Here is a 19,138-nt window from a genome sequence, read left to right as displayed (position 1 = left end):
ACTCGTGAATGGTGAGCGGTGCGAGGCGCACCGTGGGTGAGGAATCGGAGCGGACGTGAGCGTCGAGGCGGGAGCCGTGGGCGGGCAGAGCGATACGGCGAGGGGCGCCCTGGAGCCGGACGAAGCCTCGTCAGCGAAGCAGCCGACTGACACTGGCGGATACGCGGCGGGTGCACAGGTCCTGATCCGAGACGAGCTGTGGCTGGTGCGCAACTGCACGGCCACCGACCGTGACGGATGGATGGTTGAGGTCACCGGCATCTCCTCGTTCGTACGCGGGATCGACGCCACCTTCTACGACCGGCTGGATGTCGTTCAGGAGCTCGACCCCCGCGAGACCGAGCTGGTGGCTGACGATTCTCCGAACCATCGCAGATCCCGTCTGTTCCTTGAGGCGATCATGCGGAAGACGTTCCTGCCGCAGACCGAGCACGGCCTGGCGCTGGCGGACAACTTCCTCATGGACCAGCAGGTCCACCAGCTGCGTCCGGCGGAGCTGGCGCTGTCCATGAAGAACCCGCAGCCGCGGATCCTGATCGCGGACGTGGTGGGTCTCGGTAAGACCCTGGAGATCGGGGTGCTGCTGGCAGAGCTGATCCGGCGGGGGCGCGGCGAGCGGATCCTGGTGGTGACGCCGCAGCACGTACTGGAGCAGTTCCAGCGCGAGCTGTGGACCCGGTTCGCGATCCCGTTGGTGCGGCTGGACTCGACCGGCATTCAGCGGGTGCAGCAGGACATCCCCGCGGGGCGGAACCCGTTCGCGTACTTCAAGCGCGCGATCATCTCCGTGGACACCTTGAAGAGCGACGTGTACGCCCACCACCTGGACAACACCGACTGGGACGCCGTCGTCATCGACGAGTCCCACAACCTCGTCAACCGCGGCACGAAGAACAACGCGCTCGCCCGTCTGCTGGCACGCAAGACCGACGCGCTCGTGCTGGCCTCCGCCACCCCGCACAATGGCGACGCTACCTCCTTCGCCGAGCTGGTCAGGATGCTGGATGAGGCCGCGATCGCCAATCCGTCCCAGTACGAAGTGAAGGATCTCGCGCACCTCTATATCCGGCGCACCAAGACCTCAGCCGAAGTCCGCGAGTCCCTCAAGGGGACCTGGGCGGACCGCGGCCCGTCTTTGCCCCTCCACGCCCCGGCCACCGAGAAGGAACGCGCGGTCCTTGAGGAATTGGCCACGCGTTGGATCCCGGCCGACCCGGCGACGCCGTCGGCGAGTCGTCATCAGCTCGTCCCATACCGATTGCTGAAGTCGTTCCTCTCCTCGCACAAGGCGCTGCTGGCGACCATCAAGACCCGCATGGGAAACCTCGACAACCCGCCGCCGGACAAGCCCGACAACGGTTCGAAGACACGGAAGCGGCCGGAGGACCCGGCGGTACGCGAAGCGGCACGGAAGATCGAGCGGGCGGCCCTGACCGACCTGCAGCACCTCGCCGAGCAGATCGAGGACCAGGACTCGGCGAAGAGGGCAGCGCTGCTGGCCGAGCTGCGAGAGCTGGGCGTCGGCACGGGCTCCGACACCCGAGTGGTCGTGTTCTCCGAGAGCATCCCCACCCTGAAGTGGCTGGCGGAGACCGTCCCGGCCGCACTCGGCTTCCGGCACACCGCCAGCCCGGACGAGAAGAAGCCCTGGCTGGGATACGGCGGAGCCGTACAGGTCATGCACGGCGAGGCCAGCACGGATCAGGAACAGCAGGACATCGTCGAGAAGTTCGGGCTGCGCGACGACCCGGTGCGCATCCTGTTCACCGGCGACGTTGCTTCCGAGGGCGTCAACCTGCATCAGCAGTGCCATCTGCTGATCCACTACGACCTGCCGTGGTCCCTGATCCGCATCGAGCAGCGCAACGGCCGTATCGACCGGTACGGGCAGGAACACCGGCCTGAGTTCCGCGCGCTGATCCTCACCAGTGACATCCCGTGGCGCATGGACGAGTCGACCGGACAGCCGCGGACCCTGGATGACCGGCTGGTAGGCGAGAAGCTCCTCAGGCGTGAGGAGGAGGCCCACAAGATCGAGGGCTCGGCCGAGGCGGTCACCGGCCTGTATCGGGCCAAGGAGGAAGAGAACCGCCTCACCCAGGACCTGATCGCCGGCCGGACCGTCGAGGAGTCCATCAAGCAGTCCCAGCAGGGCGGGGCCGCCTTCCTCACAGGGCTGCTCGGCCAGGTGGGCGCAGTCCACGAACACCCCGAAGTGGCCCGCGCCGTCGTACCGAAGCTCTTCCGGTCCACCGCGGACTACTTCGACGAGGCACTGCGGCAGATCTCCCGTCCCAATCCCGAGGACATGCTGTCGTTGCGGCGCGACGACGACGGCACCATCGCCTTCGAGCCACCACGGGACCTGCTGTACCGGCTCAAGGCACTGCCCAAGTCGTACCTGGACGAACAGCAGATCCTGCCGCGCAAGACCGAGCCGGGACGCATGCGCATCACCTTCTCCAAGGACCTCGCCGGCGCACGCCTGAAGGCGGCGAGGGAGACTACCGCGTCCCAGTGGCCGAACGTCTCGTACGTCACCGACGTCCACCCGGTCCTGGACTGGCTCACGGACAAGGTGCTCGTCGAGATCGGGCGTCACAAGGCCCCGGTGCTCGCCGCCACCGTGGACAGCCCGACCTTCCTGGTCCAGGGCATCTACTCCAATGCGTTGGGCAAGCCCACCATCGTCGAATGGATGGCCGTCTCCGGCCTTCCCGGCAGCCCGCATGTCACAGCGCTGACCGCCGATGTACTGGAGAGCTACGGCGTGGGCCCGAACATGCCCGGCCGCGCCACGCCCCGCGACCTGCCGGGCCTCAACGCGCTCGTGCCCGACGCCATCGATGCCGCACAGCGACAACTGGCCCTCCTTGAAGGCGCGTACCGCGAGCAGATCGAAGAGACCCTTGCTCCCTATCGCAAGAAGGTCACCGACTGGCGGCAGGACGCCCTCTTCGCCAGTGCCCGCCCGAAGGAAGCGGAGCTCGACCGCACGGCCAAGCGGCAGCTGAAGCTGGTCAAGTCCCTGGAGACGGCGGGCGAACCGATGTTGCGCCTGCTGGCCGTCCTCGAACCGCACACCGCCACCGAAGGAGGCAACGAACGATGAGCACCGACTTCGACTCCTTCGCCAACCGTGGCGAATACCTGTCCGCGCACTACTTCGCCGACCAGCTCGGCACCGACCTGAAGAAGGGCCTGTTCGCCACCTGGTCGCAGCGCGAGGGCGACGAGAACGACCCGCGCAAGACCCCGCGCGAGCTGCTGCGCACCCTGCGCACCCCCTACCTTGCCGAGGAACTGCGCGGTTACTTCGTCAAGACCACCCAGGCCGACGCCGAGGACGAAGCCCGCCTCAACACGCACAACAACCCCGAGTGGACCAAGCGGCTTGCGAAGTGGCACCAGATGGTCCTGCGGGCCCTCGGCTACGACACCTCCCCAGCCGAGCTCACCGTGCACCGCGCCGGCCGCGACCACACCCTACCTGTCGCCTACCACGGCCACGGCATCATCGCCCTGGACTGCGGCTGGACCGCCGCCAACGACGACGCCCTCGACCCCGACTGTGCCGGGCGGCTCCTGTCGTCCGTGCGGGTCAGTGCGAGCGAGTCGTACGAGACGGGCGCGGCCTTGGCCTCATGGCTCTTCCAGAGCGAACTCGGCGAAGTAGGCGGCCCGCACCCCCGCTTCGTGCTGCTGCTCTGCGGCGGCGTGATTCTGCTCGCCGACCGGCACGCCTGGAACGAGGGCCGCTACCTTGCGGCCAACCTCGACGCCGCCCTGGAGCGCAACGATCACGCTCAGCAGGGCGAACTTGCCACCATCGCCGCTCTGTTCAGTCTGGACATGCTCCGCCCCGGCGAGAACGACACGCGCCGTGCGATCGACGCTCTGCTCAAGTCCTCCGGTGACAACGCGGCCGGTGTCTCCAGCGAATTGCGCTACGGCCTGCAGCGCTCGGTTGAGATCATCGCCAACGAAGTCCTGCACCGGATGGCGGATCCGAAGAACGACGTCACCCCGGCCGACATCGAAAGCCCCAAGATCCCCTTCGCGCGCGAGCTCACCCGCGAAGCGCTGCGCTACCTCTACCGCGTCCTGTTCCTGCTGTACGCGGAGGCCCGCCCCGAACTCGGCATCCTCCCTGCCGACGACGGGTCGTACGAGGCCGGCTACTCCATGGCCCGCCTGCGTGAACTCGTCGAGCGCGACGAGGAACTCGTCGAGGAGGCCAAGAACGGCTTCCATCTCTTCCAGTCCCTCGACGTTCTGTTCAACAAGGTCAACTTCGGCCACCGCGCGTACGGCACCGAGCCCGACGATGACCAACCCGGCGACGATGAGGAGACTCGTAAGGCCAAGAAGGCCCGCCGAAGTGAGGACCGTGGCCTTCGCTTCGAGGCTCTGCGCAGCGAACTCTTCGAGCCGACCGCCATCCGCCTCATCGGCACCGGCGTCCTCGACCCGCGCAGCGACGAGGACAACGACCCCCGCTGGCTCGATCTGTGTCTGCGCAATGAAGCCCTCCACGAGGTGCTGAGGCTGCTCACGATGAAGAAGGGTAAGCGCGGCGAACGCGGTGGCTTCATCTCCTACCGCAACCTCGGCATCAACCAACTCGGCTCTGTCTACGAGGGGTTGATGTCCTACACCGGCATCATCGCGAAGGAGGAACTGTGCGAGGTGGCCAAAGGCGGTGACCCGGAACAGGGTTCCTGGCTTATCCCCTCGCACAAGCAGGACCAGTATCCCGACAAGACCCTCGTCCAGTACGGCGAGGACGACGCTCGCAAGGGCCTGCGCGGCGCCAAGAAGTACGAGAAAGGCTCGTTCGTCTATCGGCTCGCCGGCCGTGACCGGGAAACCTCCGCCTCGTACTACACTCCTGAGTCGCTGACAAAGGTCACCGTCGAACTCACCCTCAAGAACCGCCTCGACCAGGAGCGCGACGAGCACGGCGATGTCATCAAGACGCGGGCGTCAGAGATGCTGAAGTACAAGATCTGCGAGCCGGCGCTCGGCTCGGGCGCGTTCCTTAACGAGGCCATCAACCAGGTCGCCGATGAGTACCTGCGCCGCCGCCAGGACGAACTCGGCATCACCATCCCCGCGGCCGACGCGATCACCGAGAAGCAGAAGGTCAAGGCGTACATCGCCCTGCACAACGCCTACGGGGTCGACCTCAACGCGACTGGTGTCGAGCTGGCCGAGGTGTCGCTTTGGCTCAACACGATGCACCCGGGCATGCGCGCGCCGTGGTTCGGGTTGCACCTGCGCCGGGGCAACTCGCTCATCGGCGGGCGCCGCGTGGTGTACGCGGGCGACGACGTGGCGGGCAAGGACAAGGCCTGGCTGAAGGCGAAGGGCGCCCTGGCACCAACTCCGCTGCCTTTCCTCAAGGATGGGGAACCGCAGCTGCTGCCCGACGACGCGGTGCACCAGTTTCTGTTGCCGAGCCCTGGCTGGGCCGCGGTCGTGGGCTCGAAGGAGGCCAAGGAGCTTGCCCAGGAAGGCGTTGAGCAACTCGCCGCCTGGAAGAAGGGGATCCTCCAGCGCCCCAAGCGCAGCACCGCGCACCTCAATGCGGACGGCAGTCTCAAGCTGAATCCCAAGACCAAGCAGCCGAAGCCGGAAGCATCCTCGCAGTTCACGAAGCTGCGGGACGCCGCACGGCGGGTCGAGTTCCTGTGGGCGGCCGTCGTCAAGCGCATGGAACTCTCCGAGAAGGAGATCGCGCGCCGGATCGACCTGTGGCAGGCCGACCCATCAGATCCCGAATACGCCTTCCTCCAGCACCCCAACCAGGCGGTGCCAAAGGAAAGGGTTCTGGAAGACCTCTTCAACGCGATCGACACTCCGTACTGGCGGCTGAAGAAAGTCATGGGCGCCTGGTGCGCCCTGTGGTTCTGGCCGGCCGACAAGGCCGGGTTGTTGGATGGCAGTGACGGCGAGTACACGGCCCGGACAGTGGTCAGCGACGCGCACGGCCTCAGCGAGGTGCTCGGCGGGGTGCCGCTGACCGGGGAGCAGCCTGAGAGCGAGGCCGCTCCGGAGCTGGCGGCCGTTGCCGCGCCAACACCCGCACCGCGGTTCGTCGAGGCGACGGCTCTGTTTGCACTGGGGCCTGAGCAGACCTCCTTCGAGGACCTCGAACTGTCCGCGGACGACGACGTGGTCGTGGAAGTGCGACAGGTTGGACCGAAAGGGATGAAGAAGGGACCGGCCAAGTCGAAGGCGTCAGAACGGCGACCGATCGTCCCTCTCCAGGACCTCGACGATTGGCTGGAGTTTTTGGAAGCCATGCTGGGTACGGCCGACGTGCCCGAGGGCACCCTCATGGACAGTTTCAAGAGCCTCGATGAGCTGAAGGGCTTCGAGGAAACGCTTCCCGGGTTCATGGGGATGGACGTCGACAATCCGGAGGACCGGTTTCCGTGGCTTCGGGCCGTGCGCGACATCGAGGAAGAACAGGGCTTCCTGCACTGGGAGTTGGAGTTCGCTCTTATCTTCGCGCAAAACGGCGGCTTCGACCTACAGGTAGGTAACCCGCCGTGGGTGCGACCCCGTTGGAACGAATCGAGCGTACTCGCTGAGCACGATCCGTGGTTCGAGCTGGAGGTCAAGGCGTCCACAGTGGAGAAGGAGCGGCGGCGGCGGGAGGTTCTGGAGTCTCGGGCCGCCCGTCGGTACGTGCTCGGCGAACTGACGAACACCAGCGCGCAGGTCGCGGTGTTCGGCTCTCCGCAAATGTACCCCTTGCTGACGGGAACCCAGCCGGATTTGTACCGGGCATTCATGTCCCAGGTGTGGGCGCACATTTCGGCGGATGGGACTGCGGGGATGGTGCATCCGGATACGCATTTCACTGGGGACAATGAGGCGCGGCTGCGAGAGGCGGCTTATCAGCGGCTACGGGTTCACGGGGACTTCGTCAATGCGGGGCAGAGATTCTTTCCTGAGCCAGTTGGCCACACCGCTCACTTTGGTGTGCACATTTACGGACGGCCTGGGAAGATTCGCTTCGATCATCTGTCCTGGCTGGTGTCCGCAGACGCCCTGCGATATTCAGCCCAGCATGACGGCTCGGGCGAGGTGCCGGGCGTTCGATACCGGAACGGTGAGTTCGATGAGCGCCCGCACCGGGCTCGCGTCGTCCGGGTGGATACGCACCAGCTGGCCGTGTGGCAGCGTCTGCTGGATGAGACCGGCCAGCCCGTCGAGCAAACCCGTCTACTGTTTCCCGTCAGCACGGGCGAAACATCGGCGATCGAGGCGCTGGCGGACTATCCGGTGAGGCTTGGATCGGCCGCGCAGATCTCGCCCGGATACCACGAGAGCGGGGCAAAGAAGAACAACCTAATTGACTACAACCGTCCCGATCCCATCACGGGCCAGGAGTACCAGCCGGACGGGTGGCGTCGGGTCATCCTCAAGGGCACCCAGTTGAGCGTTGCCAACCCGGTGTTCAAGCGGCATGACGCCAACAGCAACGATCCGTACGGCGCTGATCTCGTCGCCCTTGCGTCGGACTTCGTGCTCGACACCGCGTACGTACGGGCGAATGGTAGGAACCGTGCGTACCTGGCCGAGCAGGAACGGTGGATCGACTACCGGGTCCTCGCGCGCCTACAGGCCAGCGACACGGCGATGACCCGTGCGCGGAGAAAGGTCGCTCACGACGATCGCATTCCGGAGGAGCAGGTCACTCGGGCGCAGATCGATGCTGTGCTGGTGCAGCGAGCCCGGCGGAGGTACGTCACGTTCCACCGCCTCGCTTGGCGAAAGATGATTGCCCCTAACACCGAGCGCGCGCTCTATGCTGCCCTCGTCCCGCCGGGCACGGCACACATCCACGCCGTACACAGCCTGGCAATGCCCAATCTCCGTCTCACCGCGCTGGTTGCCGGGTTCTGGGCCTCGCTTCCACTCGACTACTTTCTCCGGGCAACCGGCCGAGGCGATCTTCAAGTCAAGGGCGCCAGAGTCATGCCCGCACCTACTTCTGACCACCCCCTCGCGTCGACTCTCCTCCTCCGCACCCTCCGCCTGAACTGCCTGACCCAGACATACGCACACCTCTGGGCCGAGCTGTACGACCCCGCCTGGTCCAACCAGGAACGCTGGGCCTGCGAGTGGCCCAGTCTTCAGCCCCTGGATGACGTGACCGCGGACTGGCGCCCCGAAACTCCCCTCCGCAGCGAGCGGGCCCGCCGGTCCGCCCTTGTCGAGATCGACGCCCTGGTGGCCGTTTGGCTCGGCATGGATGCCGACGCGCTGATCGCCGCGTACCGGGGCCGTTTCCCCGTACTGCAGAAGTACGAGGCCGTGACTTGGTTCGACGCCGACGGCTGGAAGCTCGCGGGTAATGCACGCACGATCGGGCAGCGGCAGACGAAGGGGACGTGGGTGCAGTTCGAGGCGTACCGAGCCGCCCCGGAGATTGCCCCCGTACCAGAGGGTTACACGGAGCCCTTCTACAAGGCAGACCGTGAGGCGGAGATGCGCGAGGCGCACGCCGTATTCCAGAAGCGGCTCGACGAAGCGATCGCACGCGGTGAGTGGGACCCGGTCAAGCAGGAGGTGCCGAAGCCGTGAGGCCGACGCTGGAGGCGCGCGGGCTCAAGGAGAGCCTGCTGCAGTATCTGTCGACGACGTACGCGCTAACGGACGAGGGCGCGCGCGAAGCACTGCACCGGTTCCTCGGCGACGAGACAACGGGGATGTTCCGCGGACCGTACCTGCGGATCCGCACCCCGTTCACGGCGGCCGACGAAGGGTGGCGCGAACACCTGGAGTGGCAGCGCGAGGGATTCACGCCCTACGCGCACCAGGCAGTCGCGTTCGAGCGGCTGACTTCTGCGAACGGGCACACGCCGCAGCCGACCCTCGTCACCACGGGCACAGGCTCGGGTAAGACGGAATCGTTCCTCTACCCCGTGCTCGATCACTGTCGCCGGGAGCGGGAGGCGGGGAAGACCGGCGTCAAAGCGGTGTTCCTCTACCCGATGAACGCGCTCGCGACCGATCAGGCACAGCGCATCAACGACCTGCTCACGCAGAACGACGAGGCGCTCGGCAAGCTCTGGGCGGGGCTGTACATCGGGGACCGCGCGGCCACGCAGTACGAGAAGGTGCGTACGCGGCGTTCGGACATGCAGCTATCACCGCCGGACATCCTGATCACCAACTACAAGATGCTGGACCTGCTGCTGCAGCGTGAGGACGACGCCGCCCTATGGCGGGACGCGGACATCCGGTACGTGGTGGTGGACGAGTTCCATACGTACGACGGTGCGCAGGGCACCGACGTGGCGATGCTGCTGCGACGGCTCGCGTCCGCGGTCGGCATGTCCCAGAAGGGACGCCCGCTGGGGCGTATCTGCCCGGTGGCGACCTCGGCGACGCTCGCGTCGGGAACGGACGCCGACGGGGTGACGCGTCTGCTGGAGGTGGCAAGCGACGTCTTTGGTACGGAGTTCACGGCGGAGTCCATCGTCGGGGAGAACCGGCTGTCGGTGGAGGAGTTCATCCTGCTGACGGACGTGAAGATGCAGGGGCTGCCCACCCCTGACGAGCTGCTGGCTCTGGCCGATCCCGCTTCCGGCGAGGCGGCGATGCTCGACCTCATCAAGGCAGTTACCACGGTCGCCGATCCGGATCCCTTCCTGCTGGGCGAGAACCTGAAGAGACATCTGTTCACCCGGGCGGTGATGCAGGCGCTGGATGGCGAAGTGAAGACCAGCCCCGAAGTGCTGGACGTCATGTGGCGTGCAGGCGCGGCCGGTTGGGCGGAGGCGGTGGCCCGACAGCCGGAGAAGGCGGCCGAGGCGCTCGCCCGGTTCGTGGCGTTGATGTCGTACGCACGTGACCCCAAGTCACCTCCGGGAGAGCCGCGTCCGTTCGTACACGTCGAGGTGCACCAGTGGGCCCGGTCGGTGTCCCGCCTGCTGCGTGGCGTGCTGCCTTGGCCGAAGGCGGAGTTCCGCTGGGATGCGGCGGGCATGGCGGACGCCAGCGCCACGGACGGCGGTCGTACGGCGCCGGTGACGACGGCGACGTCGGGTCAGAGCGCAAATCTCTTCCTGCCGGCCGTCTACTGCCGGGACTGCGGGCGGTCGGGCTGGGCAGTGTTCTCGCCAGAGAGCGATGACCATGACGTCCAGTTCGACACCTTCAAGATCCGTCGCGCCTCCCTCGGCCAGGACAAAGCTCGGGTACGGAACCTGATCGCGGCGACCGAACGGGAGGCGCGCGAGGGCTCCGGAGCAGCGCCCATGACGGCCGGCGGTAGGGGTACGAGCGCGGCATCGCAGGGCTCGGGGGGTTTGCTCATGGTGCTGGACGGCGCGCGCAAGCGGCTGCGGCTACCCGATCCGCTCAACGACTACGACAAGGACACCAAGGAGCCGCGGCTGACCGCCCGCGACTCGGCGTTCGTACTGGTCAACTTCGGCGGCACGGTGGCGAACACCGCAGCCAGGGAAGACTGGTGTGCGGCGTGCGGCGAGCGCAACGCCATCCGCTACCTGGGAACCGGGTCGGCCGCGATGGCCGCGGCGTCGATCACGCAGCTGTTCACGGGCGGGGAGCTCGACAAGAAGCTGCACGAGGACAAGACGCTGATGTTCAACGACTCGGTGCAGGATGCCGCGCACCGGGCCGGGTTCGTCGCCAACCGTTCGTACACCTTCTCGCTGCGCGCCCTGCTGGCCAAGCACCTCAGGCACGACCAGCCGACGCCGCTCAATGACCTGATCGCGGGCGTGGTCGAGGCCACCACGGATAAGGACACTCTGGCTGCGGTGGTGCCGCCGGATCTGCACGGGTACAAGGGAGTTGATCGGCTGCTGTCCGGCGAGGGTCGTGGCGGGAGTCTGCCAGTGTGGCGTCTTATCGGGCAGCGTCTCGCGTTCGAAGCGCTGATGGAGTTCGGCTTCCGATCGCGCAATGGCCGCACCCTGGAGCTGACCAGGACCGCTGCTGCGCAAGTTCGTATCGACGATGCGGCGGCCGTCGTAGCCCTCGTCAAGCGGATCCACGAGGAGTGCGTGCGCGACGGTGTCCCGCTGATCGCTCAGGACGACGCACGCTATCTGGCGTTCGTACGGATCTTCTTGGAGCGGCTGCGCACCCGGGGTGCGGTGGCCCACAAGTGGCTGAGCAAGTACGTGGACGAGGCGGGTACCAGCCGGTACTTCATCTGGGGCAAGCGGGCGCCAGGCATGCGGGCTTTCCCCAAGCGCGTCGCTGCCCCGGTGTTCCTGCTCAGCCAACCCAAGAACGGCAGCGAGTTCGACTTCGCGACCGGGCGGTTGTCCTGGTACGAGCGGTGGGCAGGGCGCTGCCTCGGTCTCCCGCGCGAGATGGCGCCGGAGTTCTGGAATCGGCTGCTGCCAGAGCTGGCCTCGCTCGGCCTGCTCTCGGTCCGTACTCCGACTGATACCTCGGTACGGGTGTACGGCTTGAAGCCGGGCAACATCGAGGCCCAGCTGCTGGACGACGAGCAGGTACGTCACGCCTACGTGCGCTGCCCGGTGTGTTTCTGGGAGCAGACGGTCCACCCGTCCCTGCTTGACCAGTGGCACGAGCAGCCGTGCCCCTCTTACCGCTGCCGCAACGGCCGCCTGGTGGCCGGCGACAGGCCCGAGGGCCTGGGCGCGCACCACCGCGACCGCGACTACACCGACGACTACTACCGTCGTCTGTACCGCAAGGCGGGCACCTATCAGGTGGTCACCGCTGAGCACACCGGGATGCTCGCCCGTCCGGAGCGGGAGAACGTGGAGAAGGCCTTCAAGCGCCGCGAGGGCTTCAAGGACCCCAACGTCCTGTCGTGCACCCCGACGTTGGAGATGGGCATCGACATCGGTGACCTGTCGGCGGTCGTGCTGGCCGCGCTGCCGCGTCGCCCTGCCAGCTACGCCCAACAGGTCGGGCGGGCGGGACGCCGTACGGGCAATGCGTTCTTGTTGACCATCCCCGACCGGCGGCGTCGCGACCTGTACTTCCTGGAGCGGCCCAAGGATCTGATCGCGGGCACGATCGTGCCACCGGGCTGCCATTTGTCGGCCATCGAGATCCTGCGCCGCCAATACCTGGCGCACCTGCTGGACCTTGCGGCCGCCGGACGGCTGGTGCGTGCGGACGGCATCGTGCTGCGTGCGCTGCCGCACAAGGCGCCTCGTCTGTTCGGGCCTTCGGGCTACCTGGTTGACTTGGTGGAGCTGGCCATCGCCCAGGGCGAGGAGCTGGCGAAGGGGTTCTTGGAGTTGTTCCCCTCCGGTGTCAACGACCAGGCCAAGGCCGATCTGCGCGCGTACGCCACCCACGACCTGCGCTCCAAGGTCGAGGAGGCCGAACGGGAGTGGTTCCGCGGCCAGCGAGCGCTGCGGGCCCGGCTGCGTGAGATCGACGATGCCCACGAGGAACTACACGACTCCGATCCGGACCAGGCACGGCAGAAGGCCGAACTGGATGCCGAACGACGTGGAGTTGGCCGCCGCCTGATGAACCTGGGCGAGACATCGGCCCAGACCGCGCTGTGTGATCTGGGGCTGCTGCCCAACTACGCGCTGATCGACTCCACGACCGTTCTGTCGGCGACGCTTTACGGCGAGGACGGGGTGGACGCTAAGACCGGGCAGGTGAAGTACACCTCCACCACCGACTCCTACGAGAGGCCACGGCGTATCGCCCTGGAGGAGATGGCCCCGGGCAACACCTTCTACGTCAACGGCCATAAGCATCAGATCACCGGTCTGGAGATCTCCACCGGCGGACGGCAGGAGTGGCGCACCTGGCGGGTATGCCCGGGCTGTGGATATGTGCGTACCGAGGACGCCGCCGAGGACCGGTCACCGTGCCCGCGCTGCAAGACCAGTCATATCGCGGACGACGGCTCTTGTCTGTTCCAGATCGTCGAACCAGCAACCGTGACCTCGCGGGACAAACGGGAAGACGCCCAGATCCGCGACGACAAGGATGACCGGGACCGCCGCTTCTACACGGTCGTGGACGCGGTCGACATCCCGGTGGAGACCATTGAGCCGGGCTCCTGGCGGCACGACAGCCAGACGTTCGGCGTCGACTACTGCCGCAAGGCGATGATCCGCCGGATCAACGTCGGACCCGTCCGCTACGACGCCCCGAACCGTGACGACTTCGCCGGCCACCGCGTGCGCCTGAACCCGTTCCACGTGTGCACGGCCTGCGGCGCGGCCACCGCGGACGGTCAGCCGGTCTTCGACCACGACACCGACGCACTCGACTCCCTCGCCGCCCGCAGTGGAGCACTCAAGCACCACCGTCCATGGTGCCCGCTGCGGCGCGGAAAGAAGGACGGCGTCCGGCAGGAACCGGTCCTTCTCGCCCACAAGTTGGAGACCGAAGCCCTGCGGGTCCTCATCCCCGCCGCCACCGCAGACGTCGATTCCAAGGTGCACTCGTTCAGGGCCGCACTTCGCCTCGGCGTGGACCTTCACTTCGGCGGCGACCCTCAGCACCTGGCCACCACCGTCGCCTCCATGCCGGACAACGAGAGCGGCGAGCGCCGCTGGTTCCTCGTGCTCTTCGACTCGCTGCCCGGTGGCACCGGCTACCTGGACCGGCTGACCGACCCGATCGCGTTCCGCGACACCCTGGCCAAGGCGTACGAGATGCTCAAGGAGTGCCCGTGCGCCGAGGAGCAGCGCCGGGCCTGCCACCGTTGCCTGCACCGTTACACCCCGGAGCCGTTCCAGGACATCGTCTCGCGCCAGGCCGCGCTGACGATGTTGGAGTCCCTTCTGTTCAAGCAGGACGGCTCGGACGGCTGGGAGTGGAGCGAGGTCGACCACACCGGACTGGTAGGGCTGGACGCCCAGGTCGAATCCGACCTGGAGGCGCGCTTCCTGGCGGCCCTGCGCGACTGGGTGAAGGTCACCGACGACGCCTCCCTCGACGAAGACGGCCATGCGAGCGGGCATCTGCGCTTCACCGACGGTCCCGGCGTCATGCACTGGCGGCTGACCGCGCAGCAGCAACTCCGCGGCACCGTCACCGACTTCACCTTCACGCGCATCGACGGGCCGACCCAGAGCGTCAAGGTCTACCTCGAAGGCTTCCGCTTCCACGCCAGCCGCGAGCACAACCAGATCGCCACCGACGCGGCGAAGCGCACCCTCCTGCGCGCCGAAGGGGAGACCGTCTTCCAGATCACCTGGGCAGACATCGATCTCTTCGAGAAGCGCCCCACCCGTACGCAGCCCGTATGGCCGCCGTACCGGGGCACGGCTCAGGAACAGGCCAAGACCGCCTACGAGCAGTATGGCGGCCAGCGTGCACACTTCGCCGACGCCGTCTTCGCCAACCCCATCGACATCCTGATCGCCTACCTGCGTGATCCGGATGCCGACCGCTGGGCCCGCCGGGCCCGCGCCCTGGTCACCGGACTGACGGCCCAGCCAGGCACGGCCCCGGTCACCGCGACCGGACGCCGCAGCGAACTGGTGGCAGCCCTGCGCGGCCAACTGGCCACCTTCTCCGCCACCGAGCGCCACGACAAGCCGGTCGTGGCGGATGCGGCCGCCATCGGCCCCGTCCACGTCTTCCGTACGCAGGACGAGACCGGGCTCCCGCTCGTGTTCGCCCTGGACGCCGCCGACCCTGAGGCCCTGAAGTGGACCGCGCTCGCCGTGCTCGACGACTCCGAAGCAGTGCTGGACACGGACGGGCACAAGGAGCGCTGGCGGTCCTGGCTGTACTGGACCAACCTCACCCAGTTCCTTTCGCTGGCCGGCGGCGACGGCGTCCAGCTCGCCACCAGCAAAGCTGCGGACTTCGAGGTCGAGGTCCTCGCGGTCTGCGGCGGGCTCGGCGAACTCGACTCGCTCATCGGCGCCCCCGCACCCGTCGTGTCCGAGGTGCCCGCGGCCGTGGTCAAGCCCGTCGACCCGGATCCCGGGCACGACTCGCCAGCCGAAGCGGCCCTGGCCCAGGCTCTCCGCGACGCCGTCTGGGACGAGGACATCCTGGAAATCCTGCGCGAAGACGCGGACGAGACACCGGACTTGCTCCGCCTCGCCGAGAGACTTGCCGACCGCGGCAAGCAGGCACCCGTCTTCGGCTACGAACTGGGGACCAGCCGCTGGCAGGTCGACTTCGCCTGGCACACCTCCGCCCTCAAGATTGCCGTTGTCGCCGCCCACCAGGGTGACGACGACCCCGAGACCCAGCGACGCGATGCCGCGTATGCCGAGGAGGGCTGGACTGTGCGTACCGCCGCCGAATGGCTCGCCCATCTCGACGAACTGCTCGACCAGCTCCCCGACACGGAAGAAGGCACGCTCCGATGACCGCCCGGCTCAGCCTGTACCGCAAAGCCGAACAGGAGCTGTACAAGCTCGACCGCTCGGTCAAGGCCCAGTTCTACGACTTCTGTCACAACTTTCGGAACAACCCCGATCTCCCGGGGCTCAGGAAGAAGAAGCTCAAGGGCGACTCTCGTATCTGGTCGGCTCGCGTCAACCAAGACTATCGGGCCCTGATCACCCCCACCGGTGTCGACGCGGACGGTGCCGAGAGCTGGCTGGTCATCGCCGTCAGGCACCGCAAGGACGTCTACGAAGAGCTTCAGGTCGCTGTCAACCGCGTCACCGGCGAGATCGAGTTCGTCGACCTCGCCGTCGTCGGCGACAGCGCTCTCCGCAGGGTCGGCATCACCCTCACTCCGGCTGAGCCTGAGGAGCAGGCCCCCAAGCTCGAGACTGTCCCTGAACCCGAGCCTGCGGCGCTGGCGCTGCTCTCCGCGTACGACGCAGGGCAACTACGGGGTCTCGGCGTCGCCGAGCAGCTGATCGACCTGGCGCTCACGGTGACCACCAGCGCCGAGCTCGACCAACTGGTCGAGAGCGCACCGCTGTTGTCGAAGGACATCCTGTACGGCCTTGCCGCCGGGATGGACATCGACGAAGTCCGCAATGAGATCACCGCTCCGGTCAAACTCGACCAGCAGCCCGACCCCGACGACTTCGCTACAGCGTTCTCCCGCACCAAGGTCACCACAGTCGACGACGCAGTACGCGCTGTCATCGAGGAAGGCGACTTCCGCGCATGGAAGGTCTTCCTCCACCCCACGCAAGATCGCATCGTCCACCGCCACTACAACGGCCCTGCCCGCGTCTCCGGCGGCCCCGGCACCGGCAAGACGATCGTCGCCCTGCACCGGGTCAAGCACCTCGCTGAGCAACTGCCCCCCGGACACAACAAGCCGATCCTGCTGACCACCTTCACCAAGAACCTCACTACCGACCTGCGCCTGCGGCTTGCCTCCCTCGTCGAACCGGAGCTGCTGGCCCGCGTCGACATTGCTCACATCGACCAGCTCGCCGCTCGCGTTCTGGGCGAGAACACCGCCTCTGGCCGCGGTAAGCAGCGCGTATACGACCACGTGGCCCTGAACGAGATGCGCCAACTGCTGGCCGAACTCGACGACCGACGCTGGGAGCCGGAGTTCCTCCTTGAGGAGTGGGAGCAAGTCATCCTCGGCCAGTCGGTCCCCACCCGCTCCGACTACTTCAAGGCCCGCCGCGCTGGCCGGGGGCGCGCGCTCACTCGCCCCGAGCGCAACCACATCTGGAAACTCATCGAGCAGTTCACCGCCCGCCTCGACAAGCTGGGCGTCGAAACCTGGGGCCAGGCCGCCGAACGCGCCGCCCGCTTCGAGATCGAGCGCGCCGCGAAGGTCAGGGCCCGCCGCGAGTACAAGGAAGAGATCGGCGGCAAGGACCTCATCCACCGCGACGACAGCTCCGGCATGCGCTACATCGGCTACCGCTACCGGCACATCGTCGTCGACGAGGCCCAGGACCTGCGTCCCGCGCACTGGAAGATGTTGCGTGCAATGGCCGACCCCGACCAGCCCAACGACATGTTCGTCGCAGGCGACACTCACCAGCGCATCTACGACCACCAGGTCGCTCTTGGTGCCCTCGGCGTCAACATCCGAGGCCGTGCCTCACGGCTGACCCTGAGCTACCGCACGACGAAGGAGATCCTCGCCGAGGCTCTCCGCGTCGTCGACCCCAAGACCAAGAATGAGAAGGTCACGTACGACGACCTCGACGACGGCACCGACACCCTCGCCGGATACCGTTCCGTCCTTCACGGCCCCAAGCCCGACTTCAATCGGTACGACACCTGGGACGAAGAGCTCGCCGGACTCGCCACGACCTTGAGCACGTGGCGCGAGGAACTTTCCACCGACGGCAAGGGCGCCTCCCTCGACCCCAGCGGGCGCATCGCCGTGTGCGTCGCCGACCGCGACATGGTCAGCCAGACCATGTACTACCTCGCCACCAAGGCGGGCATCACCTGCGCCGAACTCACCAAGGACGGCCCCAAGGGTGACGGCGAAGTCCACGTTGGCACCATGCACCGCTTCAAGGGACTCGAGTACCAGCGCCTCGCCATCGTCGGTGCGAGCGACGGCATCATCCCGCGCACCAGCGTCATCGAGCGCTACCGGACCGAAGACCCGCCCCGCTACGAACGCGAGCAGCGTAAGGCTCGCTCATTGCTGTTCGTCGCCACGACCCGGGCTCGCGATGCCCTGAACATTAGCTGGCACGGCAAGCCCAGTCCCTACCTGCCGATCTGACGCGCCGTACGGCACTCCCGGGCCGGAATTGCCTACGGGGCCCCGGCCCGGGACAAGGAACTCGCCTCATAGCGCAGCTGGTAGGCGCGTACGCCGGTGCCGTTCATGCGGTAGAGGGTGATCGCCGACAGGAACTGCTTTTTTACCTCCGCGGTGCGGTAGCGCTCCTTCTCTCCGATGCCGCTGATCCACTCCTCGATGTGCTCTGGGAGCTTGAAGGCGAGTTCGTAGGCGCCGACCGCGTCTGCGGGTGAGAGCGTCCATTCCGCCGCGGCTCCTACGCCCCGTCGTCTGATCCGCACTGCATGGTCGGGCTTCGCCTCGGCGTACTCCAGGAACCCTCGGTGATCATCGGCGGCGAGCGGCAGGATGAATGGCGCAGCCGGGAAACCGAGGAGTAGCTCCGCGTCGCTGTGCTGCCGCAGCACTGTGGCGAAGTCCTCAATCACGGTGCCAGCGGTCTGTTTGAACTTCCCCTCGGGGATGTGGACAGGTGGCAGCTCCAGCGGGGATGTCCCCAGCGCCTTGCGCAGCTCCGATCGCATCCAATTCAGCGGGAAGGGGGCGGACTTCGACAGATGCTGCTGCGCCGTGCACAGGCTCGTTGCCGTGGCTCCGATGTGGCCAAGCAGCCAGGCGAAGGAGGCACCCGACAGATCCACGAGAGAGATCTGGTGGGCGAGCGCGTACTTCTGGGCGTCGGCCGTGAACCCGCTCGCGGAAAACAAGGCATACGAGTACTTGTATCGCTGCCGGGGCCGCGTCCCGGCCCCCGTCATGAAGTTCTCGTTCACGTCGTGCACAACACCGTGGGCGTTCCGGACAACCTCCAGCTCGCAGCGTGTCTGGTAGTACTTGGCTTCCAGAAACAGCCGCACCGGCATGGAGAACGCCGGGGTGAAGGCGAACTCCCCCAGAACGTCGACCTGGTGGAGCGCGCCCCGCCCTCGGACCCGTAGAGTCTGGCCCTCCGTCACCAACTCCACCGGATCTTGATCTTCGTGGACGAGAAGCCGGTAGCCGCCGAAGCGCAGCAGCCAGGCCAGCGACTCTTCCAGTAAGTAGCCCCTCAGTGAGGAGTCCTTGAGCATTGTTGCCGCCCCCATCTATGAGCTGGTCACACAGCCGAAGGCGATCATCTCACCGACCAATGCACTGGCTCCTCAACGATCAACTCAGAGCCCTGTGATCCACTCGGTCGCTCTCGCACCGCCGTAGCCCTACCCAGCAAATCGATACGCTTGGGTGTATGGACTCTGATTAACTGCCGCCCTTCGCAGCTGAGTTGATGGCTTGGTTCGCCGACATACGCGCGCCCGGGTCGGCTGGATCGTACGTGGGGGATTGGCGGCCGCTGAGTGCTCTTGCCAGCTGGTCACGGGTCACCGCCAGTGTCGTTGCGCTTGCACCTGAGGAACGGCGTCCCGATCTCTATTCCAAGGATCATCGTCTTCGTAACGAGATGCTGCTGGGGCTGAGTGGGTTGGGGCTCATCGC

General features: G+C 66.8%; 5 protein-coding genes. 4 read left to right on the top strand and 1 reads right to left on the bottom strand.

What is annotated here, in order from left to right; genetic code table 11:
- Positions 1–55: 55 nt before the first annotated feature.
- Genes HA039_RS07205 through HA039_RS07190 form a run of 4 tightly spaced genes read left to right on the top strand, consistent with a single transcriptional unit; the run spans position 56 to position 17,641 of the window.
- Positions 56–3,112 carry a DEAD/DEAH box helicase gene (locus HA039_RS07205; protein WP_243869248.1) on the top strand — a complete coding sequence of 1,019 codons (3,057 nt, stop codon included), beginning with the start codon at positions 56–58 and terminating at the stop codon, positions 3,110–3,112.
- On the top strand, positions 3,109–8,601 hold the full coding sequence (locus tag HA039_RS07200; protein WP_167025484.1) for a hypothetical protein: 5,493 nt from the start codon (positions 3,109–3,111) through the stop codon (positions 8,599–8,601). The genes HA039_RS07205 and HA039_RS07200 overlap by 4 nt, the downstream gene beginning before the upstream one ends.
- Positions 8,598–15,338, top strand: coding sequence for a DEAD/DEAH box helicase (locus HA039_RS07195; RefSeq protein ID WP_167025481.1), 6,741 nt, complete (start codon positions 8,598–8,600; stop codon positions 15,336–15,338). The genes HA039_RS07200 and HA039_RS07195 overlap by 4 nt, the downstream gene beginning before the upstream one ends.
- The gene (locus HA039_RS07190) at positions 15,335–17,641 is read left to right on the top strand and encodes a UvrD-helicase domain-containing protein (RefSeq protein WP_167025478.1); all 2,307 of its coding nucleotides are present in this window, start codon (positions 15,335–15,337) and stop codon (positions 17,639–17,641) included. Before HA039_RS07195 ends, HA039_RS07190 begins: the two co-directional genes overlap by 4 nt.
- Positions 17,642–17,673: 32 nt before the next feature.
- Here the strand turns inward: HA039_RS07190 and HA039_RS07185 are convergent, their stop codons facing one another.
- On the bottom strand, positions 17,674–18,732 hold the full coding sequence (locus HA039_RS07185) for a restriction endonuclease (protein ID WP_167025475.1): 1,059 nt from the start codon (positions 18,730–18,732) through the stop codon (positions 17,674–17,676).
- Positions 18,733–19,138: the final 406 nt, after the last annotated feature.

Source organism: Streptomyces liangshanensis, assembly GCF_011694815.1.
In the GTDB taxonomy this organism is placed as follows: Bacteria; Actinomycetota; Actinomycetes; order Streptomycetales; family Streptomycetaceae; genus Streptomyces; species Streptomyces liangshanensis.
Note: the sequence above shows the minus strand (reverse complement) of the source record. Positions and strands in the feature narration are given on the sequence as shown.

Coding starts and splice junctions, on each gene's coding strand:
- HA039_RS07200 (WP_167025484.1), top strand. CDS start 3,109: ATGAGCACCGACTTCGACTCCTTCGCCAACCGTGGCGAATACCTGTCC.
- HA039_RS07190 (WP_167025478.1), top strand. CDS start 15,335: ATGACCGCCCGGCTCAGCCTGTACCGCAAAGCCGAACAGGAGCTGTAC.
- HA039_RS07185 (WP_167025475.1), bottom strand. CDS start 18,732: ATGCTCAAGGACTCCTCACTGAGGGGCTACTTACTGGAAGAGTCGCTG.